25 protein-coding genes are annotated in these 26,140 nt (G+C 42.0%); 13 read left to right on the forward strand and 12 right to left on the reverse strand.

The features are described 5' to 3' along the window. The first annotated feature begins 427 nt into the window (after positions 1-427). Complete coding sequence (locus CDG77_RS07690; RefSeq protein WP_190233924.1) at positions 428-1,054, forward strand: hypothetical protein; 627 nt, start codon at positions 428-430, stop codon at positions 1,052-1,054. Positions 1,055-1,156: 102 nt separating this feature from the next. On the opposite strand, the gene CDG77_RS07695 is transcribed toward CDG77_RS07690, so the two are convergent. The 4 genes from CDG77_RS07695 to CDG77_RS07710 form a co-directional block, all read right to left on the reverse strand. After that, a complete protein-coding gene (locus tag CDG77_RS07695; RefSeq protein ID WP_094328809.1) occupies positions 1,157-1,717 on the reverse strand; it encodes a Uma2 family endonuclease in 561 nt (186 codons plus the stop codon). Positions 1,718-1,869: 152 nt separating this feature from the next. Continuing rightward, the gene (locus tag CDG77_RS07700) at positions 1,870-3,642 is read right to left on the reverse strand and encodes a ribonuclease J (protein ID WP_094328810.1); all 1,773 of its coding nucleotides are present in this window, start codon (positions 3,640-3,642) and stop codon (positions 1,870-1,872) included. A 279-nt stretch (positions 3,643-3,921) separates the two neighbouring features. Further along, positions 3,922-4,806, reverse strand: a complete 885-nt coding sequence (gene dapA, locus CDG77_RS07705) for a 4-hydroxy-tetrahydrodipicolinate synthase (RefSeq protein ID WP_094328811.1) — start codon at positions 4,804-4,806, stop codon at positions 3,922-3,924. A 133-nt stretch (positions 4,807-4,939) separates the two neighbouring features. After that, positions 4,940-5,983 carry an aspartate-semialdehyde dehydrogenase gene (locus CDG77_RS07710; protein WP_094328812.1) on the reverse strand — a complete coding sequence of 348 codons (1,044 nt, stop codon included), beginning with the start codon at positions 5,981-5,983 and terminating at the stop codon, positions 4,940-4,942. A gap of 594 nt (positions 5,984-6,577) precedes the next feature. Between CDG77_RS07710 and CDG77_RS35240 the strand changes: the two genes are divergently transcribed. The 5 genes from CDG77_RS35240 (at position 6,578) to CDG77_RS07730 (ending at position 11,697) form a co-directional block, all read left to right on the forward strand. Next, positions 6,578-6,778, forward strand: a complete 201-nt coding sequence (locus tag CDG77_RS35240) for a hypothetical protein (protein ID WP_143856971.1) — start codon at positions 6,578-6,580, stop codon at positions 6,776-6,778. A gap of 113 nt (positions 6,779-6,891) precedes the next feature. After that, the gene (gene tig, locus CDG77_RS07715) at positions 6,892-8,331 is read left to right on the forward strand and encodes a trigger factor (RefSeq protein WP_094328813.1); all 1,440 of its coding nucleotides are present in this window, start codon (positions 6,892-6,894) and stop codon (positions 8,329-8,331) included. Between the two features lie 309 nt (positions 8,332-8,640). Further along, positions 8,641-9,339, forward strand: a complete 699-nt coding sequence (gene clpP, locus CDG77_RS07720) for an ATP-dependent Clp endopeptidase proteolytic subunit ClpP (protein WP_094328814.1) — start codon at positions 8,641-8,643, stop codon at positions 9,337-9,339. Positions 9,340-9,348: 9 nt separating this feature from the next. Beyond that, positions 9,349-10,689: an ATP-dependent protease ATP-binding subunit ClpX gene (gene clpX / locus CDG77_RS07725; RefSeq protein ID WP_094328815.1), complete on the forward strand. Its 1,341-nt coding sequence runs from the start codon at positions 9,349-9,351 to the stop codon at positions 10,687-10,689. 90 nt (positions 10,690-10,779) lie between these two features. Further along, positions 10,780-11,697 carry an alpha/beta fold hydrolase gene (locus tag CDG77_RS07730; protein WP_094328816.1) on the forward strand — a complete coding sequence of 306 codons (918 nt, stop codon included), beginning with the start codon at positions 10,780-10,782 and terminating at the stop codon, positions 11,695-11,697. A 116-nt stretch (positions 11,698-11,813) separates the two neighbouring features. On the opposite strand, the gene CDG77_RS07735 is transcribed toward CDG77_RS07730, so the two are convergent. Both CDG77_RS07735 and CDG77_RS07740 read right to left on the reverse strand, forming a co-directional pair. Beyond that, complete coding sequence (locus CDG77_RS07735; RefSeq protein ID WP_094328817.1) at positions 11,814-12,401, reverse strand: Uma2 family endonuclease; 588 nt, start codon at positions 12,399-12,401, stop codon at positions 11,814-11,816. Between the two features lie 81 nt (positions 12,402-12,482). Next, positions 12,483-13,466, reverse strand: a complete 984-nt coding sequence (locus CDG77_RS07740; protein WP_094328818.1) for a GntR family transcriptional regulator — start codon at positions 13,464-13,466, stop codon at positions 12,483-12,485. Between the two features lie 271 nt (positions 13,467-13,737). Between CDG77_RS07740 and CDG77_RS07745 the strand changes: the two genes are divergently transcribed. Together CDG77_RS07745 and CDG77_RS07750 are read left to right on the forward strand one after the other, a co-directional pair. Then, entirely contained in the window at positions 13,738-14,478 is a 741-nt protein-coding gene (locus CDG77_RS07745; protein WP_094328819.1) for a dienelactone hydrolase family protein, read from the forward strand. Between the two features lie 156 nt (positions 14,479-14,634). Then, positions 14,635-15,537, forward strand: a complete 903-nt coding sequence (locus tag CDG77_RS07750; RefSeq protein ID WP_094328820.1) for a S1 RNA-binding domain-containing protein — start codon at positions 14,635-14,637, stop codon at positions 15,535-15,537. 203 nt (positions 15,538-15,740) lie between these two features. Here the strand turns inward: CDG77_RS07750 and CDG77_RS07755 are convergent, their stop codons facing one another. Together CDG77_RS07755 and CDG77_RS07760 are read right to left on the reverse strand one after the other, a co-directional pair. Next, on the reverse strand, positions 15,741-16,202 hold the full coding sequence (locus tag CDG77_RS07755) for a pentapeptide repeat-containing protein (protein WP_094328821.1): 462 nt from the start codon (positions 16,200-16,202) through the stop codon (positions 15,741-15,743). A gap of 27 nt (positions 16,203-16,229) precedes the next feature. Next, positions 16,230-16,418 (reverse strand): hypothetical protein, encoded by a 189-nt coding sequence (locus tag CDG77_RS07760; RefSeq protein WP_094328822.1) that lies wholly within the window; start codon positions 16,416-16,418, stop codon positions 16,230-16,232. Between the two features lie 130 nt (positions 16,419-16,548). Here CDG77_RS07760 and CDG77_RS07765 point away from each other — a divergent pair, with 130 nt between their 5' ends. From CDG77_RS07765 to CDG77_RS07775, 3 genes are all read left to right on the forward strand, one after another. Beyond that, positions 16,549-16,926 carry a hypothetical protein gene (locus tag CDG77_RS07765; RefSeq protein ID WP_094328823.1) on the forward strand — a complete coding sequence of 126 codons (378 nt, stop codon included), beginning with the start codon at positions 16,549-16,551 and terminating at the stop codon, positions 16,924-16,926. A 241-nt stretch (positions 16,927-17,167) separates the two neighbouring features. Continuing rightward, positions 17,168-18,043: an SDR family oxidoreductase gene (locus CDG77_RS07770; RefSeq protein WP_094328824.1), complete on the forward strand. Its 876-nt coding sequence runs from the start codon at positions 17,168-17,170 to the stop codon at positions 18,041-18,043. A gap of 76 nt (positions 18,044-18,119) precedes the next feature. Further along, positions 18,120-19,601 (forward strand): HlyD family efflux transporter periplasmic adaptor subunit, encoded by a 1,482-nt coding sequence (locus CDG77_RS07775; protein ID WP_094328825.1) that lies wholly within the window; start codon positions 18,120-18,122, stop codon positions 19,599-19,601. Between the two features lie 204 nt (positions 19,602-19,805). Here CDG77_RS07775 and CDG77_RS07780 read toward each other — a convergent pair whose 3' ends face one another. From CDG77_RS07780 to CDG77_RS07790, 3 genes are read right to left on the reverse strand one after another with little or no spacing between them, the layout of a single operon-like run. Beyond that, positions 19,806-21,260, reverse strand: coding sequence for a DUF1802 family protein (locus CDG77_RS07780; RefSeq protein ID WP_094328826.1), 1,455 nt, complete (start codon positions 21,258-21,260; stop codon positions 19,806-19,808). Positions 21,261-21,262: 2 nt separating this feature from the next. Then, positions 21,263-23,272 carry a P-loop NTPase fold protein gene (locus CDG77_RS07785; protein ID WP_094328827.1) on the reverse strand — a complete coding sequence of 670 codons (2,010 nt, stop codon included), beginning with the start codon at positions 23,270-23,272 and terminating at the stop codon, positions 21,263-21,265. Positions 23,273-23,328: 56 nt separating this feature from the next. Further along, positions 23,329-23,982: a hypothetical protein gene (locus tag CDG77_RS07790; RefSeq protein ID WP_094328828.1), complete on the reverse strand. Its 654-nt coding sequence runs from the start codon at positions 23,980-23,982 to the stop codon at positions 23,329-23,331. 340 nt (positions 23,983-24,322) lie between these two features. On the opposite strand from CDG77_RS07790, the gene CDG77_RS07795 reads away from it, so the two are divergent. Together CDG77_RS07795 and CDG77_RS07800 are read left to right on the forward strand one after the other, a co-directional pair. Next, complete coding sequence (locus CDG77_RS07795; RefSeq protein ID WP_094328829.1) at positions 24,323-24,814, forward strand: hypothetical protein; 492 nt, start codon at positions 24,323-24,325, stop codon at positions 24,812-24,814. Positions 24,815-24,908: 94 nt separating this feature from the next. Continuing rightward, entirely contained in the window at positions 24,909-25,265 is a 357-nt protein-coding gene (locus CDG77_RS07800) for a translation initiation factor (protein WP_094328830.1), read from the forward strand. Positions 25,266-25,429: 164 nt separating this feature from the next. Here CDG77_RS07800 and CDG77_RS37390 read toward each other — a convergent pair whose 3' ends face one another. Then, entirely contained in the window at positions 25,430-25,645 is a 216-nt protein-coding gene (locus CDG77_RS37390) for a hypothetical protein (RefSeq protein WP_094328831.1), read from the reverse strand. Between the last annotated feature and the right edge of the window lie 495 nt (positions 25,646-26,140).

Genomic DNA, 26,140 nt, shown 5'->3' on the forward strand with positions numbered 1-26,140 from the left:
GCGTCCTGACTGCGATATAATATAATACCTAATTAGCCACTTAAGTCAGAACTTAATTTATTACTACGTCAAGTTAATCGCAATTTTCTGGGGATCGGTAGTGTAATATTACGATCTTGTTCATAACTTGACATAGTTTAGATTTTAGTAAAGACATCAGTCATTGGATAGGTTTTAGTGTAACATTTACAGAACTTAATATAGGGTCTCTCTAAAAGTATTTTTGCTAAGTATAAACATCAGTAATACCCTAGAAGGCATTTTTCCGCTCAGTGTTCCCACTTTCTCACGTAAGTGTGTCTTATTCATTGCTGACTGAATACCGTAGAAATAGTGATTTTTGATCGAGTAGAATTGATTGCATTTCACAAAACTGAGGTTGTCAGTGGCAATTTGAGAGTGATATAGTCTGAAGCGTTAAAATCAGATGAGTTTGCTTATGGGTGTTTCCGTACTCTACAGCGCAATTCCTCCTTCCAGTACGCTGTATGCACGCCTTCAACGTGAAAAGGCACTCAGCCTCCTTGTAGTTTCTCTTTTCCCCTATGGTTGCGGTATTTTCCGCTTTTTTGAGATTGACCCTGAAGAGGTTAATGAAATCCTTGAAGATTTTATTGAAACACACCAAGAAACTTTTGGATCTGAGCTAGAAGCAGATCGGGTAATCTCTGAATTGCGGTTTGAGTTAAGGCTTACTCGTCAAGCCTATCCAGGGATTGAAGATAGAACAGCATTACTAGAAAAAACATCTGTTGATATCGGGGAACGTTTGTCGCAGGAGCTATCGAGAAGAAACGTTGCGAATGCCGATGAGATTGTTGATAAGCTCATGTTTGGAGATAAAACCCTTGCTCCAACTCTGTTATCAACAGAAGAGTCATTGGGACTTATATCTTATGAGCTAGTCAGTGAAGGAGCCAGCATTTTTCGACAGATCGATCCTGAAACACTGTTTGCAAGAGATGAATCGTGTTTTGAAGACTTCGAGCGGTGGAGAAATCTGTATCTTTTAGCAGCCGAGAAAAATGAGGAGATATTGGTTGCTGTTGCTTGAGGCGACAGCAATCTAACAAGTTAGATCCCTATGCCGTGTTGAACATTGCAAAATTTAGGCGATCGCAATCAGTGTAGTATTTTTTTTGTTTCACAAACATCCTTAAGCTGAAAGCACCTGCTGGGCTGTCAGAGTTAGTTCTGCGAATATTTGAGAAATAATCTGCTGCTTTCCAGTGAAAACAGTTTGCTTGTAACTACCACTGTCCAGCAAACACACTGTCACCTGATTTTTTAAGGGGTCAACAATCCAATACTCGACTACACCAATAGCTGCATACTCAGAGGTTTTTTGGTTATAGTCCCTGTCAACAGATTCAGGACTTACCACCTCAACTAATAGGGGTGGAGCAGTTTTGAGGATAGCTGAAGTACTCTCAATACTTTGTGCCTGTTGATTGGTAATCACACAAATATCAGGTCGCCTGGGTTGTTTATTGGTCAGCACCTCTGTTCCGTTAGGACGCGGTTGTAAAGGCAGTCCCATTTTTTGAATTTCTAAAAAGAAGCGAACTAAGAGTAAGGTAATAATCGCCTCATGCTTACCAGTACCAGGAGGCATTTCTAGCAGCACCCCATCCTCAAGTTCATATTGCTTATCTGTGCCATCATCAAAATTGATGTACTCATCAAGAGTACTAATTTTTATTGGTGTTTTAGTCATAGCGATCGCCTCCAATAACTATAACTATAAGCAAATATAAACTTCTGCGGCTTCTATACCCACAATCGGAAAGTATATTTCATGCCAAAGCGCAAAGACCTTAGAAGAAAAACTCTACGTCTCTGCGCCTCTGCGTGAAATTTTACCTTAAATTACGATGCTACTTGAGCAGCAGTCCGAGTGCGTCGTCTTCTACCATCAGCAACTTTTACAGGTGGTTCATCAGGAATTTGCATCAACAAAGTCACAGATGGCTGACATTGCAATTCCCGGCGGATGGAACGTTGCAATTCTCGTTCTAAAGTTCCTTGTAATCCACCCCAGTCTATATCTGCTGCTTCACCTTGCTCAGGAGCAAATTCTGTCCAGCGCACAGTGAGGATTTCTTCAATCCGTTGTTTTACCCAGGTTTGTAGTAGCGATCGCTCTACACTTGTAACTACACCCCGGAGGTGAGTTTCTGGTTTGGCTAACAGTTTACCATTCCAATCAATGGCAGCTGCAATGGTAATAATGCCTTCTGAAGCCATGCGTTGCCGTTCTTGTAAAACTTTGGAACTTACCATACCCGAACTGGTAGTATCCACCAATTCAATACCAGATGGCACTTTACCAGCGACGCGAATGGCATCTTCAGTCAGTTCGACAATATCACCATTCTGGATAATAATCATATTTTCTGCGGGAATGCCCATACTCTGAGCCGTTTCTGCGTGCTTCACTAGCATCCGATGTTCGCCGTGAAATGGCACAAAGAATTTGGGTCGAGTTAAGGCAATCATCAACTTTTGTTCTTCCTGACAGCCGTGACCGGAGACGTGAATCCCTTTATCCCGTCCATAGACTACTTTTGCACCTTGAATCATTAATTTATCAATGGTGTTGACTACAGCGATCGTATTTCCGGGAATTGGGTTAGCAGAAAATACTACCGTATCTCCTTCGCGGATTTTGATGTGCGGGTGTTCTTTATTGGCGATGCGGGTCATTGCTGCCATCGTTTCACCCTGAGAACCTGTAGTTAAAATTAGTACTCTTTCATCAGGTAGATTGCGGACTGCGTGCAATGGTTGCAGCAAATTATCTTCACACTTGATGTAACCTAAATTACGGGCATGAGCAATCAAGTTGAGCATGGAACGCCCCACAATCGTCACTACACGATTTTGCTTTTTGGCGATATCCAAAATCATGTTGATGCGATGGACGCTAGAAGCAAAGGTTGTGACGAATAATCGTCCAGTGGCTTGACTAAATACTCTCTCCAGATTGGGATAAACTGAACGTTCTGAAGGTGTAAATCCTGGTGTTTCGGCGTTAGTGGAATCACTTAGCAGACAAAGAACGCCTTTTTCACCATGTTCTGCTAAACGTTGCAAATCAAACTTTTCCCCATCTACTGGGGTGTGATCGATTTTGAAATCCCCTGTGTGAATGACTACACCAAGGGGAGTATGAATGGCAACAGTGAAACTATCAGCGATGGAGTGGGTGTTGCGGATATATTCCACTAAAAAGTTTTTGCCAATTCGCACTACATCTCGTGGTAGAACAGTTCTAATTTCTGTGCGATCGCGGACTCCTGCTTCTTCTAACTTACCCTCTAGCATTGCCATTGCTAGCCTCGGCCCATAAATTACGGGAATATCAAATTGCTTGAGATGGAAAGCAATTCCGCCGATATGGTCTTCATGACCATGAGTCACGATCATCCCTTTGATTTTGTGGCGATTTTCCCGCAGATAGGTCGTATCTGGCAGAACAATATTGACTCCATGCATCGCTTCTGTGGGAAAAGCCAATCCTGCATCTAACAGGATAATTTCATCGTCATACTCAAAAAGACAGGTATTTTTCCCAATTTCATGCAAACCGCCTAAAGGAATAATTTTCAAGGCGGAATTATTAGCTTCGTTTTTAGCCATTTTCTCCTGAGATTGTTACTTGTGGTGAATTAAGTTGATAGTTAACGAACTTGTATTTAAGACAACATCATCTGTCTTTTAAGTCAGTCTGAAAGCAATCAAGTTTTAATTGAAATTTTCAATTTGTTATTCAATAAAATCGACTGTATACTCAAGGATTCATAGTATATATATCAGTCCTAGCACAGGTTTTTAAATTACAACTTATGAACAATTATGGTCATTGTTTATATGTATCTTTAAAAAGTAGCAGATCGGCAACGCTTAACCAGATGGTGGCTAGATTAAACTAAGTTCTTTTAGAACAGCTTCTAGCTTTTGACTTACTTCTAAATCAGCTTCACATAGCGGCGGACGAGTTGAACCAACCTCCCAACCTTGAAGTTTCAGTGCTTTTTTCACTGGAATGGGATTTGAAGTGAGAAATAAAGCTTTAAACAACGGGAAGAGTTGGAGATGAATGTCGCTTGCTACCTCAATTTTTCCTGCAATAAAAGCTTGGATCATCTGCTGTAGTTGGTTTCCTACAAGATGAGAAGCCACACTAACCACACCCTTTGCCCCGATTGCTAACAAGGGCAAAGTCATGTAATCATCACCAGAATAGATGTGGAATTCTTTTGGTGTCAAGCGACGAATTTCGCTTGCCTGATCTATGTTACCAGTGGATTCTTTAATCCCAACAATATTACTAACCTTCGCTAACCGGGCAACTGTTTCTGGCTGAAGGTTTTGTCCGGTACGACCTGGGACATTGTATAACAACAATGGTAAGTCGGGACAGGCTTGTGCTATTGCCTGAAAGTGCGCTTCCAATCCCGCTTGTGGCGGTTTGTTGTAATAAGGAACAACTTGTAAGGAACCATGTACTCCTATCTTAGACGCTTTTTGAGTTGCAGCGATCGCTTCTTTGGTGGAATTTGAACCACAACCTGCGATTACCTTGGCTTTTCCTGCCACGGACTGCAATACCTCGACAAACAACTGGTATTCCTCATCCCAAGTCAGGGTAGGGGATTCTCCGGTTGTGCCGCACACCACCAATGTATCTGTACCGTTGTTAGCTAGATGCGCCGCCAATTCTGCCGCTACACCATAATCTACACTACCGTCTGCTTTAAACGGCGTAATCATAGCGGTTAAAACATTACCAAAATCTCCCACCCTGTTTTCACTCCTGATTACCCATATTTTTGTATCTTGGTGGTTTCCTATTGTGATAACCTATCTGCAAATTGCTTTCAACAGTGATTTGCACATTTGGTCTTTTTCATTAGTTATTTATTCTTACTAATTACTAGCTTGAAACGTAAGCCTTAGCAGGTTTGAGTAGATTTTTTTCTACCAGCAACTCGGCGATTTGTATTGCATTCAGTGCTGCACCTTTGCGGATTTGGTCGCCGCACAACCATAATTCCAAGCCACAAGGATGAGAAATATCCTGACGGATTCTTCCCACTAATACTTCATCTTTACCAGTTGCTTCAATTGGCATCGGAAAATGATTAGTTTCCCAATCTTCTACCAATTTTACTCCAGGGGAGGAATTTAAAATTTCTCTGGCTTCCTCTGCACTAAAGGGAGTCTCAAATTCTAAGTTAATGGCTTCTGAATGGGCGCGGAGTACGGGAACCCGTATACAGGTTGCAGTGATTCTGATTTGCTGCGTGCCAAATATTTTCCGGGTTTCATTGACCATTTTCATTTCTTCCTCACAATAACCCAAATCGTTTAATGGTGAGTTATGGGGGAACAAATTAAATGCCAGTGGGTAAGGCAATACCTCAGCAACTGGCGGCTGTCCTTGTAGTATAGCGCTTGTTTGGGTTTTGACTTCTGCCATTGCTCTAGCACCAGCACCACTTGCAGATTGATAGGTTGAAGCCACGATGCGTTGCACTGGTTTAACTTTATGCAATGGCCATACTGCCACAGCCATTAAAATTGTTGTGCAGTTGGGGTTTGCAATAATGCCTTGATGATTAATTGCGGCTTGGGGATTCACCTCTGGCACTATTAAGGGAACTTCCGGGTTCATCCGAAAGGCACTGGAGTTGTCAATTACCACTGCGCCCTTTTCTACGGCAACTGCTGCCCAAGTTTTAGATGTGGAACCACCCGCACTAGCTAGTACTATATCGACATTTTCAAAGGCGCGATCGCTCACTGCCTCTATTGGGATATTTTCACCTTTAAACTGGAGCGATCGCCCTACACTCCGCTCTGATGCCAATAATTTCAAGTCAGCAATGGGAAAATTACGGCTTTCTAATAACTCCAGCAACTCTGTGCCAACAGCACCAGTCGCTCCCAAAATAGCCAAACTATAGGATTTCGACAAACTTGCTTCCTCCTTTAAGAAACTTACTCTGCAATTTATTGGAACAATTGACAATTTGTTTATATTTAAATAGCGAGCGATCGCAGTCTTAAAAAAATTAAATAGATTATAGATTTTTCTCTAATTTAGTTTATCTTTTTACAGATTTAATAAATATTTTATTTACTTGGTTATTTAACTTGGTTATTTAAATTAAGTGAATTAATGTTGCATTTGACAACGACTACCATTCCATATATTTTCATTTACATTTATCTAAACTAGATTATTATATTATACAACAAAGCAAAAGCGCAATTTACCAGAAAACTTATAGATATATCTGCACTTAGCTGTTTTATCTGCTACAAGGTTAGTTGCCAGGATGATGAATGTATTATGATGCAAATGTTATAAAATCGGCAAACCATTGAAAAATCAATCTATGTAGCTAGGCAGCAGATTTACTCCTTGACCACAAGATAGGTAAACTCAATGCTATAACTTTGAAGTACTAGACTATTGGCTGAAAACCAGGATATCACGGTGTTACCCCACCGAATCATTAATTCCTGACTTTGCTTTCCAGTCCTAAATTCAGACTCACTGAAGATTATGGACTGGAGAATAGGGATAAAAATCTTCCAAATTCGCAATGATTCAGCAATTATTACAAATATTAGGCAAGAAACCCCAGACGCTCTTAGCCCTGGGAATGTCAATAATTGTTATGACGGTAAATTGTCAAGTCCTTGGTCATTGGCAGTAAACTGGATCTCTGTGCCAGGACACACCATCCATCCTTGGATGTCATGAAGCCTTGTGACAACCTCCCATCCTCCCTAAAAGACATCAAGCCATAAACGCGAACAATTATTGCGTCTTGTGTGTACTAGGAGATTAAAATACCAGAAAACTAGAGACGAAGCATGAAAGTTACCCAGGAAAAACTTCCCGCCAGCCAAATTGGTCTGGAAATAGAGATTACGCCGGAAATTACCAAGCAAACTTACGAACAGGTCATTAAAAACTTAGCGAGTACTGCCAATATTCCTGGGTTTCGTAAAGGCAAGGTACCTCGGCCGATATTACTACAAAGGCTGGGTACGACTCGTATCAAGGCAGCAGCGCTGGAAGAACTAATTCAAGATGGCATTGAGCAAGCAGTTAAACAAGAAGCTATCCCGGCCATAGGTCAGCCGCAATTGCGCTCCTCTTTTGAGGATTTGATTCAGAATTATGAACCTGGAAAACCCCTGATAATTTCGGCTGCTGTTGATGTAGAACCAGAAGTAAATCTAGTGCAGTACACTGATTTGCTTTTCCAAGCCGAAGAAGTCAAGTACGATCCAGAACAAGTGGAGAGTAGCCTCGACAAGGAACGTCAAGAATTAGCGACATTGATTCCTGTGGAAGGACGTACAGCCCAAATCGGCGATATTGCCGTAGTCGATTTTAAAGGTTCATTCGCCAAAGCTGAGGGTGAAGACGAAACGGCTGAACTAGAACCAATTCCGGGAGCCGAAGCGACTGATTTTCAAGTTGAGTTGCAGGAAGATAAGTTTATTCCGGGCTTTATTTCGGGAATAGTAGGGATGAATCCTGAAGAAACCAAAGAGATTGCAGCGCAGTTTCCAGATCCGTATGCTAATGAAGATTTAGCTGGAAAAGCGGCAACTTTCACAGTGACGCTCAAAGAACTAAAGGAAAAGGAACTACCAGAAATAAATGATGATTTTGCCCAGGAAATCAGCGATTTTGAAACCTTAGAGGAGTTACGCGCTTCTTTGGTAGAGCGATATCAAAAAGAGGCGGACGACAAAACAAAAACAAATAAGCAGGAAGCGTTGTTAACGGAACTGCTTAAGCATGTAGAAGTTGACTTACCACTAACCTTGGTTGAGCAAGAAGTGGATGCAATGCTAACCCAAACAGCAATGCGCCTGTCTCAGCAGGGATTGGATGTAAGGAAGTTGTTTACTCAAGATATTATTCCTCAATTGCGGGAGCGATCGCGGACTGAAGCAATTGAACGCATCAAACGTTCCTTATCCTTGCGGGAAGTCGGTAAACGCGAATCTATTGAGGTAACACCAGAAGAAATCGCAGCCAGAGTCAAAGAACTTTTGGAACAGTACCCAGAGGAGCAGGACGTTGATGAAGATAGACTGCGCTCAATCGTGGAAAACGAACTACTAACCGAAAAAACCATTGATTGGCTCTTAGAACATTCATCTGTTGAACTTGTACCCGAAGGTTCCTTGAGTCTCGCCGAGGAAGAGGAAGCCGTAGAATCCGATGGTGAGGCTGATGTACCTCAGACAGAGGAAGAAAGCAGCGAAACTTCCACAGAAGTCACAGAAGGATAAGAAAAAATCCCACAGCCATAAGTTCACCAGTCCTGAGTTAAAGTACTGGTGAAATGGGTAAGGTAAGAGAGCAGGGAGCAGGTAGAAAATAACCAATTCCCACTTGGATCGAGTCAAAATAATTTAAAGAATTAATGAATATTTGGCAATTTGTGACACATGTTATGGACTGAGCTTGATACTGTGTTACACGAGAGGAAGTTATATGAGGCATAATGGTTAACACGTAGCTATAAAAATCTCATTCGTCGAAAAGGCAGCATTTGCTGCTGAAACATCTGTCCTAAATTATCGTCACAGAAAGCCTGTATGTTTGTATCGCAGTCGGGAAACTACCCCATCAGCAACCAAAGTCGAGTAAACATTAACTCCCAATTGAACAGCCCTAGCAACATCGTGCCGATGGTGGTAGAACAGTCTGGTATGGGAGAAAGGGCTTTCGACATCTACTCCCGCCTGCTGCGAGAGCGGATTATATTTTTGGGAACACCAATAGACGATGCCGTAGCCAACTCAATTGTCGCTCAATTGTTATTCCTAGATTCCGAAGACTCAGAGAAAGACATCCAAATGTATGTTAATTCTCCTGGCGGCTCGGTCTACGCAGGGATGGCAATCTATGATACAATACAGCAAATTCGCCCTGATGTTGTTACCATCTGTTTTGGATTAGCCGCGAGCATGGGGGCATTTTTGTTGACAGCAGGGGCTGCCGGTAAGCGAATGTCTCTGCCCGACTCCCGGATTATGATTCACCAACCACTTGGTGGCGCTCAAGGTCAAGCCATTGACATTGAAATTCAAGCCAGAGAAATTCTTTATGTTAAGGCTAAGTTGAATCAGTTAATGGCTCATCATACTGGTCAACCCTTAGAAAGAATTGAAGCAGATACTGAGCGCGACTTTTTCATGTCGGCAGAAGAGGCGAAAAACTACGGTTTGATCGATCAGGTCATTTCCAGGCAAAATCTTCCCACAGCAGGGGAAAACGTCACCATTCTGAAATAAGAGGCTGGTATGTCTAAGTACGACTCCCATTTAAAATGTTCGTTTTGCGGCAAGTCTCAAGAGCAGGTGCGTAAATTAATCGCAGGGCCGGGAGTCTACATCTGCGATGAATGCGTTGACTTGTGTAATGAAATACTAGACGAAGAGTTACTCGATACGAATGGTGCAGCAGCACAACCCGCACCAAGAGCAGAACCACCTCAAAAACGACGGACTCAATCTTCTAGTATTTCGTTTAATCAAATACCCAAGCCAAGGGAGATTAAAAATTATCTAGACGAACACGTTATTGGTCAAGATGAAGCCAAGAAGGTGCTATCGGTAGCCGTTTACAATCACTACAAACGGTTAGCAGTTATTCAGTCTAAAGGCAATGGCAAAGGTGGGGCTGATGATGCTGTAGAACTGCAAAAGTCCAACATTTTGTTAATTGGCCCGACTGGTTGCGGTAAAACTCTTTTAGCACAAACCCTAGCGAAAATTCTGGATGTCCCCTTTGCCGTTGCTGATGCTACAACCCTGACGGAAGCAGGGTATGTGGGCGAAGATGTGGAAAATATCTTGCTGCGACTGTTGCAAGTGGCAGATTTGGATATAGAAGAAGCGCAACGAGGAATTATCTACATTGATGAAATTGACAAAATTGCTCGTAAGAGTGAGAACCCGTCAATTACCCGCGATGTTTCTGGCGAAGGCGTGCAGCAAGCCTTGCTGAAAATGTTAGAGGGAACGATCGCCAATGTACCACCCCAAGGTGGGCGCAAGCATCCTTATCAAGACTGTATACAGATTGATACAAGCAATATTTTGTTCGTCTGTGGTGGTGCTTTCGTAGGCTTAGAAAAGGTTGTGGATCAGAGAGTTGGCAAAAAAGCAATAGGCTTTGTGCAACCTGGAGAAGGCCAAACAAAAGAAAAACGGGCAGCAGATACTCTCCGCCATTTAGCACCAGACGATCTAGTAAAATTTGGCATGATTCCAGAATTTATTGGGCGCGTGCCAATGGTAGCAGTAGTAGATCCGCTAGATGAAGAAGCGCTGATGGCGATTCTCACCCAACCACGCAGCGCCTTAGTCAAGCAGTACCAAAAACTGCTGAAGATGGATAATGTCCAGTTAGATTTTAAACCAGATGCTTTACGAGCGATCGCTCAAGAAGCTTACCGTCGTAAAACTGGTGCTAGAGCGCTACGGGGCATTGTTGAAGAACTTATGCTGGATGTCATGTACGAGTTACCATCTCGTAAGGATGTGACACGTTGTACAGTTACACGGGAGATGGTCGAGAAGCGATCGACTGCCGAACTGATAATCCATCCGTCTTCACTACCTAAGCCAGAATCTGCTTAATGGTCATTAGTCATTGGTCATTGGTCAAAAACTAAGGAATAATAACCATGTACAAATGACTAATGACAACTGACAAAGGACAAATGACTAATGCCTTATATTAAAGTTCGTGGCGTTGACCATTACTACGAATGGGTAAAAAAACCATCTGGTTCTTTGGTAAAACCAGTAATGGTTTTTATGCATGGTTGGGCTGGTTCGGCTAGGTATTGGCAAAATACTGCTAATGCTTTATCAGAGCAATTTGATTGTTTACTCTACGATTTGCGCGGATTTGGCCGTTCTGGTGGTAAGCCAACTTTAGCCCAAGCAAGTGAAGCTGTTGCTGAGTCTGAGTCCCTGCAAGAAGAATCAGAGGCAATCAGAGAGTTGACTTATGAATTAGAAGAATACGCCGATGATTTGGCAGCTTTGTTAGATGGGTTGCATCTTCAGCGCGTCTATATCAATGCTCACTCAATGGGCGCTTCTGTTGCCGCTTTATTTTTTAATCGCTACCCCCAACGAGTGGAACGAGGAATTCTAACCTGTAGCGGTATTTTTGAGTACGACGAAAAATCTTTTAGTGCCTTTCATAAATTCGGTGGCTATGTGGTGAAATTCCGTCCCAAGTGGTTAAGCAAAATTCCATTTGTTGATCGGATGTTTATGGCAAGATTTTTATATAGTTCAATACCACATTCTGAGCGTCAAGCTTTTTTACAAGATTTTCTCGAAGCTGATTACGATGCAGCTTTAGGAACAATTTTTACCTCCGTTAGTAAGGCTCAATCTGAAGTGATGCCACTTGAGTTTGCCAAGCTGACAGTGCCGACTCTGCTGGTGGCGGGGGAGTATGACAAAATTATTCCAGCTGAGATGGGACGTAAAGCAGCTGCAATGAATGACAAAGTGGAATTTGTGATGATTCCCAACACAGCACATTTCCCGATGTTAGAAGATGCTCCAAGTTATATGAAATTGGTGCAAGAGTTTTTGCAAGTTTCCATACCAGAACCACAGGTGTGATGACTTGTGTGATTTCTAAGAAATAAATTAACCACAGAGACGCAGAGAACGCAGAGAGAGGAAAATAGAGAGGATTTTTTTGCCAGTTTTGGGATATTTCTCTATTTGGAAGTTCCTTATTTTCGGATAGCTTGCACAAATTCGGCAACAGCATCGTACTGGTCAGGGTGCGCGATATATTTTAGCAACAAAGCTGGATCTATATTCGGTAAGAAACCACTACGGTTTACTTCTTCATATTCGCCAACCGCGTTTAACCGGAATATCTTTATTTGGTCGGATTTCCAGAACCAAACTTCAGACACTTTCTTGGGTTTGAATAACTCCTTACGGTTAATAGTGCCACTAGTAACAATAACTTCAATAACAATGTCTGGCGTTTCTTTGTTGCTGCCAATGCAGTAAGATTCATCTGGAGTACCAGAAGCATAGCCAGGTTCTTCGAGAGTGAAACCACCACGACCATAAAACCGGATACCCAACTCTTTCATGTAAGCTTCTAACAAATAGCCAAGAGTTCTTTTTACGTACTCATGTTTTTCTCCAATGGGCGACATAATTTCTAGTATTCCTGACAAATAAGAGAGTCGGACATTGCGGTTGTCCTTTAACTCTGCCTCTATACCTTTGAATTCCTCCCAGGAAACATTAGCTACAGTTACAAGTTTCTCTTGTATGGAATTGTCTAGAAATGGAATACTCATATCGGCTCTCAACAGTTGCTTTGATTGATAAGTAGGTGAATCAATATAGATGTTTTTACCCCTCTCTTAATTATCTTTGAATTAACTCAAACCTAGTTCTCGTTTTAGTAAGTTAATTGAGTTAGTGCCGATATAATTTTCAACCTTAATCAGCTTCGGTGGACGAATAATATCTTCATCAGATGCTTGTACGGCTGCTTGGACTGCCGCAAAACTGGCTTGATCGCTGATGATTACCTCAGCCCGTTTAACCATTGCTTGAAGTTTATAAGCATCTTTTGGTTGCGAAGTCATTATCAGTAATTCATCTCCCCGCAGACCGTGGAGGATGACTTCTGCTGCCCGGGCAATCCCGGAACTGAGGCTAACGATGCCTACACAATTTTCTTTTGGTAGGGTTTTCAAGATACTGAGTTCTTTGCTGTAGTCGTAGATATCCAGAGGAATTACCCGTGCAGCTTTCGGGGCTGCGATCGCTTCCACATTACTGATAAAATACCGACTTGTGACTACTGTCGCAGAGGTAGTTTTATCTAACACAGCTGTTAATTCTTCCATTGCTACCAACTGGATTGGGATTTTTAGCGATCGCTCTAATTCATAGACCATCAATTCACCAGCACCCATGTCATAGGATGGCACTGCAACTAGTACCCGCGCACTACAACGCAAGCGCCAGTCAATTTCCGCTAAAAATAGCTCTCTGGCTTGATTGAGCGAACATCCTTGAGTAAGCAGATCGTCAAGTGCTTTCTGGACAACTTGATATGCATCAGGATTTTGTTTGAGAATTGGTGATTGCAGCCTGCTACCGCCCTCATGACCTTGGGGACGAACATAAATGCCCGAACCAGCCATACTTTCAACAAATCCGTCTTCTTCTAGTTGACGATAAACTTTGCTAATGGTGTTACGGTGTAATCCAGTTTGCATTGCTAATGCCCTTGTGCTTGGCAATTTGTACGCTGGGGGATATTGCCGAGAAGCGATCGCAAATCGGATTTGATTAAACAGCTGGGTTGATGCGGGAATTTCGCTGTCTGGCTGAATACGGAATTGAATCATCACCAAACCTCCTGAATACTAAGTGCTGAGTTCTGTTAGCGGTAGCGGGGCTTTTAGCCCGTGCTGAGGTTTGAGTATTAAGTATTGCTTTTCTACTCAGCACTCTTTTTGTGTCCAGATGCATTTGCTACATATCAAATATTCTATTTACATACGAAGCTGTTCTGGTAGAAATGTCTATTAATAATTTAATTACAAAAAACCTGGGCATACTGGCATAGTTATATCAAATAAACACACGGCCGATCGCACAGCACTGGTAAAAATTATTATGACAGAGCAAGCAATAATTACCACAACGGTTAATCTTTTGCAAGATAATATTCAAGTGTCTGCTTATTTGGCAGAACCAAAAGAACCTGGATCTTATCCAGGAGTCGTGGTATTACAAGAGATTTTTGGTGTCAACGTTCACATTCGCGATGTTACAGAACGAATTGCCAAACTTGGGTATGTAGCGATCGCACCTGCACTTTTTCAACGCACTGCTCCTGGCTTTGAAACCGGATACACACCCGAAGATATTGAAAGGGGCAGAGGTTACGCTATGCAAACTCAAGCATCGGAGTTATCGAGCGATATTCAACTAGCAATTGACTACCTCAAAAATCTCCCCCAAGTCAAAAAAGATAGCTTTGGCTGTATTGGCTTCTGCTTTGGCGGTCATGTCGCATATCTTGCAGCCACTTTACCAGATATTAAAGCTACGGCTTCCTTCTACGGTTCTGGAATTACCACTCGCACACCAGGAGGTGGCGCACCCACTGTTACCCGCACCAAAGAAATTCCAGGGACTGTCTATGCCTTCTTTGGTAAAGAAGATGCTAGCATTCCACCCGAACAAGTAGATGAGATTGAAAAAGAGTTAGAAAAATATAAAATTCCTCATCGTGTGTTTCGCTACGATGGAGCTGATCACGGATTTTTCTGTGACCTTCGTGCCAGTTATAATCCTAAAGCGGCAGCAGATGCTTGGGAGCAGATAAAACAACTTTTTGGTCAACTGAACTAAAAACCATGCACCCAAGTTCGTCATTGGTCATTGGTCATTGGTCATTGGTCATTGGTTATTTGTTATTTGCAAAGGACAACTGACAAATGACAAATGACTAATAACAATCTAAACTTCAATGGCATTAGCTCAAATAAAAATTAATCTTCAAAAGTCATGAATTCCGAATCGAAACTTTCTCAAACAGCCAATTCGTCATTTACAATGGACGACTTTGCCAAAGCACTAGAAAAACACGACTACCAGTTTCAAAAGGGACAGGTTGTACATGGCAAAGTGTTCCAACTTGACCATGATGGAGCCTATGTTGATATTGGTGGTAAGTCGTCAGCTTTTCTGCCGCGCGATGAGGCTTCTTTGAGAGCAGTTACCGATTTATCGGAGGTGCTGCCATTGCAAGAGGAAATGCAGTTTTTGATTATCCGAGATCAGGATGCAGAAGGTCAAGTCACCCTTTCTCGCAAGCAGTTGGAGATTCAGCACATCTGGGAACGATTGGCCGAAATGCAGGAAAATACTCAGACTGTGCAAGTACGGGTTATGGGTGTGAATAAAGGTGGTGTCACCGTCGATATTCTTTCTTTGCGGGGGTTTATTCCGCGATCGCACTTGGCAGAGCGTGATAACTTAGAAGCACTCAAAGGTCAAAATCTGACTGTGGGCTTTTTGGAAATTAATCGTAACACCAACAAACTCATCCTTTCTCAGCGTTTAGCAACTCGTTCTAGCAACTTCAGCTTATTAGAACTAGGTCAATTGGTGGAAGGTAAAGTGACTGGCATCAAGCCTTTTGGTGTGTTTGTCGATTTAAATGGTATGGGGGCTTTGCTTCATATCAAGCAGGTAAGCCAAAAATTCATTGATTCTCTAGAAAAGGTATTTAAAGTTGGTCAGCCAATTAAAGCTGTAATTATTGACTTGGATGAGGGTAAAGGGCGAGTTGCTCTTTCTACCAGAGTTTTGGAAAACTTCCCTGGCGAAGTGCTGGAGAATTTCGATGAGGTGATGGCTTCAGCCGAGGCGCGTGCTAATAGAGCTAATAATAAAGCCTCTGAATAGTTTTGAGGTGGGCTGCTTGCACAAAAAGATTGTAATCGACCACGGGGCGATCGCATGGATTTACGGGTGAATAACACCCAAAAGTTAATAACTCCTAAATTGGGTTACTACTCCCCCTGCATCAACAAAGATGTGGGGGTACTTTTTGGACAGTTGCACTTATGGCTGTCTATGAAACGCTTATTTTATCAGGTATTGCCACCTCAAACAGCATCATTTCTGATGCTTCCATCAGGCATAATGGTTTCATTAAAAGTAGCTCCCTTGCAACGATTAATACTAAAATAACTGGCTTCTCTCAAATCAGCATGGCTGAGGTTGGCATCGTCAAAAGATGTTTCCGTCAAAATAGCTCTTCTCAAGTTGGCATGACTGAGATTAGCATCAAAGAAACCAGTTTGACCGCAAACAACTCCACTCAAATCAGCCCCTTCCAAATTAGCTCCTGTCAAAGCGGCTTCACCAAGACGCGCTCCCTTCAAGCTGGCATAGCTCAAGTCAGCATAACTGAGATTAGTCCAATCCAGACTAGCGTTACTGAGATCGGCTTCCCTGAAAATAGCCCTGCTAAGATTCACATCCAACAGGCGAACTCTTGCTAGCTTAACTCCAGTAAAATCTCTCTCCCCAGCAGCATATCGTTGCAACAACTCTTCAGCATTCATACTTCAACCCCTTCATTCCCCTTGAGATTACTTCTCTTTATCTTTATCTAATGCTTCCTGGATTGCACGACGGCAAAATTCTGGAGGATCGTCTTTGGTAGATAGTTCTTCCTTCATCGTTTTTGTGACACGTAAGTTAAGACGCTCACTTAAAGGTTCTTCCCTCTCTGATTTAAATGGTTTTAAATTTTCTGAATGACCTTTAGGGTTAGGCATTTATGTAGAAATATAAATATAGATTGAATCACTGGTAGGCATAAGATTAAATTGTTTTTTAGCGGTTGCAACAACTTGCCGGAAGTACAACCACTAATATCCAATTTCAAAAAATGGACACTACTATTTTATGTTCACGCGTTCCGAACTTGAAATCAAGACGATAAAAGAATTACGCGATTTGTGTCGTAGATATGGCATCAAACCAACTGGGAATGCAGGATACAAAACCTCGTACATCGTAACTCTGATGGCATTTCCACTTTTAGCGCTGCAACAAATTAAGCAAGGTAAAGGGTTAAAATCCCCTAACTTTAATGCTATCCAAGTAATCAGTTCTGCGATTGAGGAGATGAACTCACCCACAGACGAGCAAGCAGCACTGATTCGCATAACTTTAGAGGGCAGAAAAATGAGCTATCCTGACCGATACCAGCAAGAAAATCTGCTGAACTTGCACAAGGCTAAGATGTCGCTTGAACAAGCTATCGACCTCTTGAGCCAGTAAAACTAATCCCGTTTTCCTATCCCCTGCATCTACAAGGATGTGGGGGATCATTTTGAGAGTATTAAAATAAATAAGGTGTGACTTATTGGCTTAGTTGGCGTGAGGATATTTTGAGCATGGTAACAAAGTATAAAAATATGCTCATATCTCTGTTTAAGTATTGCTCAAGGGATTTTGAGCATATATCAAGAATTTCAAGAACTATAAACGCTGAAAGTATTCAATTTAGGTATTTATTTATATGTTTCTAGTAACTGGAGCAACGGGAGGAATTGGTCGCAGAGTTGTGCGACTCCTCCGACAACGAGAACAGTCAGTGCGGGCATTTGTCCGCCTTACCTCGCGCTACAGCGAGTTAGAACACCGGGGTGCAGAAATCTTTATTGGTGATTTGCTGCACGAAAAAGATATTCAAAAAGCTACTCAAGGTGTGAAGTATATTATCAGCGCCCACGGTTCTGATAGCGATGCTCTATCCTTAGATTACCGCGCCAATATTGAACTCATTGACCAGGCGAAAGCCAATGGCGTAGAGCATTTTGTCTTCATTTCTGTATTAGGAGCCGATCGCGGTTATGAAGATGCTCCCGTGTTCAAAGCCAAACGAGCAGTAGAGCGATATTTAGAAGCTAGTGGCTTGAATTACACAATTTTACGCCCATCTGGATTAGCATCTAACTTGCTGCCACTGGTAGAACGATTTCGGGAAACGGGATTGTATCTGCTAATTGGCGATCGCAAAAACCGTACCTCAATTGTCAGCACCGATGATTTGGCAAGGATAGTAGTCGATTCTGTGACAGTTGCAGGCGCTCTTAACCAAATTTTACCAGTGGGAGGCCCGGAAATTTTATTACGAGAAGATATTCCCCGGATTTTTGGTCGGATTTTCGTCAAAGAGCCAGTAATAATTAACTCACCACTATTCTTAATTGATGGGTTACAAGGTGCATTGGGTTTATTTAATCCCCAAATCCAAAAAGCTTTGGGAACTTATCGCACATTGCTAGCAAATGAATTTTTCTGTACAAAAGATGAAATTGCCAATTTAGAAGCAATTTTTAACTTCCAATTAGAGACATTAGACAACTTTTTGCGGCGCTATCTAGCAGTTTGAATAAAACACAAGTCATTAGTCATTAGTGAATAACCAAGGACAAATGACTAATGACAAATAACAAAGGAAAAAATATATGGTAAATGCTGCTCAAGCACGACAGACAAAAGAGCGATTCGCCCAACCAGAGGAACAACTGACTTATGAGTTGGGGAAGGCGGTACAGGAATTGCCACCCCTATACACGAGATTATTAGCTGGAACGATGAGTGTCATCGTCTTTGGAGCGATCGCTTGGGCGTACTTCTCGCAAATCGATGAAGTCGCAACAGCACCAGGAGAATTAATTGCTTCCACACAGGTAAGACCGGTGACATCCTTGGGTGGGGGGTCAATTGTCGCTGTGAAAGTGCAAGAAGGCGATCGCGTTACTAAAGGTCAAATTCTGATTCAAAAAGACCCAGACTTGCAGAAAAGCGACGTTTCCCGCCTAGCCAAATCCACAAGATTGATTCAAGACGATTTGCAACGTTTGGATGCAGAACGCACTGGAGGCAAAACTACTGGGACGAAACTGCAAGATGAACTTTTAAACTCCCGCCTGCAAGACTACCAAGCGCGTCAAGCAGGGGCGGAAGCAGAAGCAAATCGCCAAATAGCACTCATCGATCAAGCAAAAGTTCGCCTGACTCGATTGCAAGACAACTTAGTTAATGCCAAAAGCAGCGTTGGCAATGCTCAAACCAACCTGGCCAACGCAGATAGCATTCGGATTAGAATTGAAAGTAATTTGGCACTTGCACAAGAAAGGGAAAAAAGCCTACGCACTCTAATTACTCCTGGCGCTGTACCTCGTGTGGATTACTTGGATGCCCAAGAAAAATTAACTCGTGCAAAGACAGAAATCACCAGAGCGCAAGATGATGTAACCAATGGCCAGAATAAAATAACAGAGGCTAAAGATAAAGTCACATCATTAGAAAAAGATATTGCTGCCCAAGCTCAAGAAATTCGCCAAGCACAACAAGCTTACAACGCTGCACGCAGTCAGGCTCAACGTGTATCATCAGAACGCCAAAGTGAAATTTTAACCCAGTTCAACAAGCGTAAAGAAGAACTGACAACTGTTCAAGGTCAATTAGAACAGGCGAGAAAGCAGCAAGCTTTAGAAACCATTGAGGCTCCCGTTGCTGGTACGATTTACCGAGTCAAAGCCACTAAGGGGCCAGTCCAATCTGGTGAAGAATTGGTATCAATTTTGCCAGAAGGGGAAGAAATGCTTCTAGAGGTGAAAGTTCTCAACCGCGATATTGGGTTTATTCGTCAAGGAATGAAGGCAAAAGTAAAAATGGCGACTTTCCCCTTCCAGGAATTTGGGATTGTGGATGGCGAAGTTATGCAAGTCAGTCCGAATGCAATTGTTGATAAAGAATTGGGCTTAGTTTTTCCTACAAGAATTAAGTTAAATAAACATTCAGTGAATGTGCGTGGTCAAGAGGTAGAATTTACACCAGGGATGTCTGCTACAGGTGAAATTGTCACTCGTAAAAAGTCAGTTTTGACATTCATTACTGAGCCTGTGACCCGGCGGTTCAACGAGGCTTTTTCAGTTAGATAAATTTGTAGTGTCTGCTGTTTTCATAGCTATTTCAAAAGCTATACCTGGGTTTATCATTTGCTAAATCCAGGCATTCTTTTACGATAGACGAGCGATCGCTAGTTTTTCTTAACGAACCCCATACCCCTGCGGGGAAGCAAGCTACGCGCAGCGTCTCGTTAGAGAAGGACGCAAAGGTAAGAAAAGAGAGATATTATACTATTTTTAGTTAATAAGTAAATCGCGGAGAAAGTAAAAGCGATCGCTATTCCAATTACTACCTTTTATTCGTCCTAAATAGCCTGTTAAAGGTGAAGAAAGTTCTATAAGAATTTCGTGCATTTCTATTGTTTTTATTGGCTGTGGTGGATATGAACCGAAATATGCACCATGTAGAGATTCAACACCAGCAGATTCTATCCCTGAGTTTTGTAGATAATTTTTCACAAGCTGGATAATGTGCGATCGCAGACGAATCTCTCTCTCAGCTTTATCAATATATTCATCAATTTTATAGTCAATTTGCCCAGGTTCTAGACATTGTTTTAATTCAACTAGGTTAATAGCACCTGGATGTTTTGCCTTTAATTCAACTAGCTTTTGTAGACTCATTACATTTATAATACTGATTTTAGATATTTCAGCAGATTCTTTCAGATTTTTAGTCGGTTTACCTGGGCCAATAATCAACCTTACAGCTTGAAGATAATTTTCTTTTAGATGCCTTCTGCCAATCCTATCTAATTCTTCTACTGCACGATCGGGAATGCTTTTACCTGCTTTACATTCGCAAACAACAGGATAAGGTTGTGAGCAAAACAAGTCTAAGCCACCTGCACCGCCTTTGTAGTTTTCTTCAACCTTGAATCCTAGAAAATCAAGGCTACGGCGTGCGATGATTTCAAAATCTGTACCAGCTTGATAGTTGCTTTTACCCTCGTCTTGTTCGATGCTGCGATCGCCAAATTTTGCTATATCATTTATCCAAGCTAAATTTGAGTCGGGTTGATTAATTAGCTTGTCACTACTCCAACCCAAAAATACTTTGATATCGTCGTCTAACTGTTTAGCTGCTGGTTGGCTAATGCTTAGGGATGCGATCGCACTCTGCAATTCTTCCAATTCAGGATGTAGCGGGGGTTCTAGCTTTTCTAACTGGCGTTTGCGTTGGGCGAAGGTGCGATCGTTTAATACTGGCTTGTCTTCACTAACAATCAAGGAATTTGGCAAAGGCAAAAAGTGGCCACTTTGGTGTTCTACAGTAATCTCCTGTGGTTCTGGCAACAAATAAACACGCAAGAAAGCCAGAAAAATATAAGGTTTTTTTACAAGAGCTTGCTGGAATGCCTCTGTAGTCCAGATTGTTAACCGTGACAAAGCCTCTAATGATTCAGGAGAATTCAGCATCTGGCAAAGCTCACATTTAGCCCAAGCTTTTATCAAAGCTGTTTCTGTACTTAAGTTTCCAATAAAATTTTGGACAACAGGCAAAAAATTTGAGCGGTATTGCTGCTGATTGGGTAATAAGTTAATCGAAACATTAGCTGGATAAAGAGCAAATCTCTGCCCCGGATGTATAAATTTACGAGGCATAGCTACAATAATTTGCCCTTGTATTAATGCTTCAACTTCTAGAGCAGGTAAAAATAGAGATGTTTGAAGCACCACTAATTCACTCATGATTAATTATACAACTCAGTCAAATCATCTGAGTCGTCTGTTTCTTCTATAATAGAAGGATTAAGGAAGTCATTTAATAGTTCTTCTCCCTCAATAGTATCTTCCTCAATAGTATCTCCATCAATCTGACCAGAAGGATTACTCAAAATTTCTAGTAGCAAAGGATTATTACGAGTTATTGGCTGGGAAAACTCCTGTAATTGCTCATCATTGAGTTGATAGAGATCGCGTTGCTTATAAATAGAATATAAGTCAATAAGTGGTTTAACTTCATCAAGTTTTAAATCTACATGTTCTCCACCTAATTCTTCGACAAGCTTCTTAAGATACTCATAAGAATCCCAATTTTTGAAAATCATTTTTTCTTTATTTTTAGAACGAACTAAACACCCTCGCGTTATATCGAAGGTTTTATATTCAATCAACCGCCACATTCCCGCTCCAACAGCTCTTCCATGTGAGTACTGGAGAACAGAGACACCAATTTTGAAAATCTTATCTTTCTCTTTGCCAACAATTTTGAAATTTATCCAACCCTGATTCTTTGATTTAGGCTCAATTTCGACAACATCTTCGATTGTGACTTGTTCTAATTTCTCACCTGTGGAAGTTTCACCATCTAGTATTTGACCTTTAAGTGTCTGAAATGCAAAACGCAAAGCATCAACAATGAGAGAATTGTTCTTCTCATCAAGATAATCTAAAATTTCTACCTCTTTCTCTTTTTTGAAAGCAATCTCGAATCGTTCAAATGGGTCTTGTGGTAAAATATCGCCTTTGACCTTAAAGTTCTCTGCACACCATTTCAAAGCCTCTCTTACGGTTGGTCTTCCTTTGCCATATTCTCTCAGGATACTTTCTTCAAATGGGTAGACTTTATTCGGTGGTAATAAATTGCTAATTGTGTAAAAATCATTCAACCAAAGTGTGACTAATTCCACTAGAGACTCACTATCAATGTATCTTAAATCTATTGGTTTGCGTCCCGTATATTTTGAAATTCTATCAGGTGTGCCATCCTGTATCTCATTTATCTTCTGTGTCCATGTAACAGGTAACATAACCGTGATAATAACAACCCCTCGACTTAGTTCAGAGTGTTCGAGAGTATCATGCAGACGCTTCACTAAATCAGCAATTACTAGTTCTGTAGGCAACCCGTCTTCATTAAAAGCGTTTTTAACATCTATTTCATCAAAACAAATTACAACTGGGTTATAGTAACTTACTAAATTCAATATTTGCTGAATATTTTTCAGGGCTTCAGCTTCTCTATCTTGACTCGTTTTACTAGGATTTGGTAATCCCAGAGCGTCTGCATTAGATTGGGCTAGCTCATAGCCAGACAGCCATTCTTTAGCAAAAGATGCCTGAGTTTCAGAAAGCGTCCACAGAATGGCTCTGACAATATAGGGATCTGCATTTGGTTTGACTTTAAGAACTTCTTTGATCAGCCTGTCCATCAAATTTTTGTTCCTAGCCAACCAACTTACATATACTTTGTCAAATCTTTGCAGCAGATCCTGTGGGGAAAGGTTAGGAGCATTGGCATTGATGGCTTTAAAACCTTCATTTGCCATTGCTGCTGCTACTTCCTGCCACTGCATGACTCCTTGACTACCCTTTTTACTTAGACTATCCGCCAAAGTTTTCTGAAATTGGTACTTAACTAGATTTAAATCTGTATAGTTATTGACGCCTGCATAGACAAATAAAGCACCCCCTTCACGTTCTAGTCGATGGCGAATGCGACTGAGTAAGTGAGTTTTGCCAACTCCCTGTTGTGCAGTTATGGCTATTGATGTCACCTTGTCTTGACTAGATTGACTTGTTCTTACCAGTTCAATTGCCTGAAAAACTGCATTAGAAGCATGAGCATTTAGCGTAGGCACATCAGGGAACTTCTTTCCCCAAATATGTTGTTCTTGGACAATGCCCGCGTTGGTAAATGGATTATGACTTTGAATGGCGGCATTGACGGCTTCTATTGGAGAAATAGGGATATTTGTCATATTGATTCCGTTTGATTATGATGTGAGGAACTAAAAAGGCATTAGTTACAATGTGATTAACTCAAGCGCTTGGCGTAAGAGCGCAATCCTGCTCCTGGTATGGTGATTGAATCTTCGCGTTTATCAGCAGTCAAGTCTGGTATCTCTCCAGCAATTAGTTGGAAAATGTCTTTTTCTTGTATTTCCAGTAGCCACTCATTGAAATTTTCACGACTAACCCGATCGCCTATTTCTCTCCTAATCCGATAAATAGGCACCAGATCGTCTAAGTTGTAGTTCTGGTTCAACTTGTCGTAGACTTCCAACGCCACAGATTTAAATTCGTCGTAAGAAGCGATCGCACCCTTCCCATTAACTGGTACATCTGCACTAACTACCGCAACATCGATCTGACTAATCCACTTCACCAACGCATTCGCCGCCCAAGTTCCAACAATCGTCCCTTCAAACTTAAACTCGCCACTCCTCAAACCCTCACCCAATACCTCTAAACCTTTAGGAGATGTCAGAGAATATCCCTTTTTAGAGATTGCGATCGCACCCTGATTCTGCAATTCTTCAAACGAACCCTGATAATCTGCTACTTTCTGACTTTTGGATACAATTCGCTTCGTGAGTTGACCCTTCTTAACTTCCTGTTGCGTTCCTCCCAAATCCCACAAAGCCAAAAGGAGACGAGTTCTAGTTGGGGCTGTATTTTTTGATGTCATATTGAGTGTATTTTTTGACAATCGTTATTGTAGTAGCTGTATCTTTGTAAGTAATTTAGCACAAAAAAATAACCGAGAAATTGCTGAATATTTCGGCGTTACAGCTAAATTTGGTTAATCAAAAATCAACAATATATTTCCTTGGGATGAATGCAGTTTCTCTCAAAGGCAGGATGGAAGACTTGAAAAAATCAACGATCATGACAGTTAAACGCTGTAGCTGATGCAGTTACAAATCAAGTGGTACATGTTTTCCCGATCGCAGGCGAAATAACAGGAATTTCAACTTGGTTTCTGCAACAGCAAGGCTCTTAGCAAATAAAGGTGATAACGAAATCCGATGAATACAATATATAAAGAACGTAAAATAGTTTCGCGTCTATTCGCAGTGCTGCTTTCGGCATTGCTAATGGTACCCTTGCTGAGTAGCTGCGGAGGCGGTTCCCAAAAAGCCTCAGTTCCACCACCTGTTGATGATAGTGTTGGTAGAACAGTGAGCGATCGCAACACAAACCAACCCGAAGCGAAGAAGGGATTGGGTACAGGCCAAAAAGTGGCGCTTTTAGCAGGTGCTGCTGGACTTTATTACCTCTACAACCAGCATAAAAATGCTTCACAAGAAGGAGCGCAAGGTAAGTACTATCTTTCCAAGAATGGGCGTGTATACTACCGTGATGCCGAACATCGCGCCCATTGGGTAACACCCCCAGCAGAAGGAATTCGAGTTCCCGAATCTGAAGCACAAAAATATCGGGAATTCCAAGGCTACAACAGAAGTACTACAGGTCGCGATCTCACTGGTATAACTTCATCCGCAGCACCGCAACTCTAGACTAGCCAAGCGTGTGTAAATCTAAAGCGGGTTTCCAGGAGGATAACGCCGATGGCGCACGTCGGAAACACGAACTTAAATCAGGAGACAGATCATGGTAGATGAATTTTTACGAAAGGCGAAGGACTTGCTTTTGGGAGCGAACAGCGATCAAGCTGAACAAGATCCCCAATTGCGCGATGGGCGTAGCCCCGCCGGAGGCGATCGCAATGTCCGCCCAGCCAGTGAAGATCCCTACGGCGATCCCGCAGATCCGGCATCTTACGGCGATGTCCGCCCAGCCAGCGAAGATCCCTATGGCGACCCCGCAGATATCGCGTCTTATGGCAACGTTCGCCCAGCTAGTGAAGACCCTTATGGCGATCCCGCAGACACAGGGGAGTATGGTGATGTCCGCCCAGCCAGCGAAGACCCCTACGGCGACCCCGCAGATCAGGATTCCCGCCGCTAATACCAAATTAATCTTATGGTGTTGGTTTTCATAGGGTGATAAATTTTGGAATAACAAATAAGGCAGTGGGTTCAAATCCTCTTGCCTTTTCTTTTTGTTGCTATTTCAAACTTAATCAACCCATTCCAATCATCACCGATGAATCTGAGAACTTCTATCTTAAATTAGAAATTGTTTGCTCGCTTATTGTTATCCAAAATTTCCTGCGATCGCTCAAGATTTTGACACACAGATTGAGCCGAAGTATGCAAACACTCTCTTTCTTCATTGCTGAGTGTTAATTCCAATACATGCTTGCAAGCCAAATAAGTCATCACATCCAACGGATTAGTAACGACAACAAAAATAGTATTGGGAGAAAGACCTCTTGCATAAATCAAAAATATAGAATCCCTCCTTTTGGGAGGGATTGGGTGTTAGGGACTTTTGCAAGAGGTCTAAGAGGATGTTTCAAAAGTCCTCTCCTTGGTAGCAAAACATTTCAGATCCCCCTAAATCCCCCTTAAAAAGGGGGACTTTGATTCCGGTTCCCCCCTTCTTAAGGGGGGCCAGGGGGGATCTCTAAGTGCCTAAAATCACAGCCAAATACTTGTTCATTCAACCTCTAAGAGGATGTTTGAAAAGTCCTTCTCTCGGTATTAAAAGTTTTAGATCCCCCTAAATCCCGCTTCAAAAGGGGGACTTTAAGACTCTTATTCCCCCCTTTTTAAGGCTACGCTACGGTGTACACACATCTCTGTACAGACCCAAAATCGTTTTAGATCCCCCTAAATCCACGGCACTTGCTTCACTTAAAAAGGGGGACTTTAAGAGACTTTTGCCCCCCAATTTATCGGGGGGTTGGGGGGATCAAAAGGCTTTGGGGCAACTATAAG

Source organism: Nostoc sp. 'Peltigera membranacea cyanobiont' 213 (assembly GCF_002245975.1).
Lineage (GTDB): Bacteria > Cyanobacteriota > Cyanobacteriia > Cyanobacteriales > Nostocaceae > Nostoc.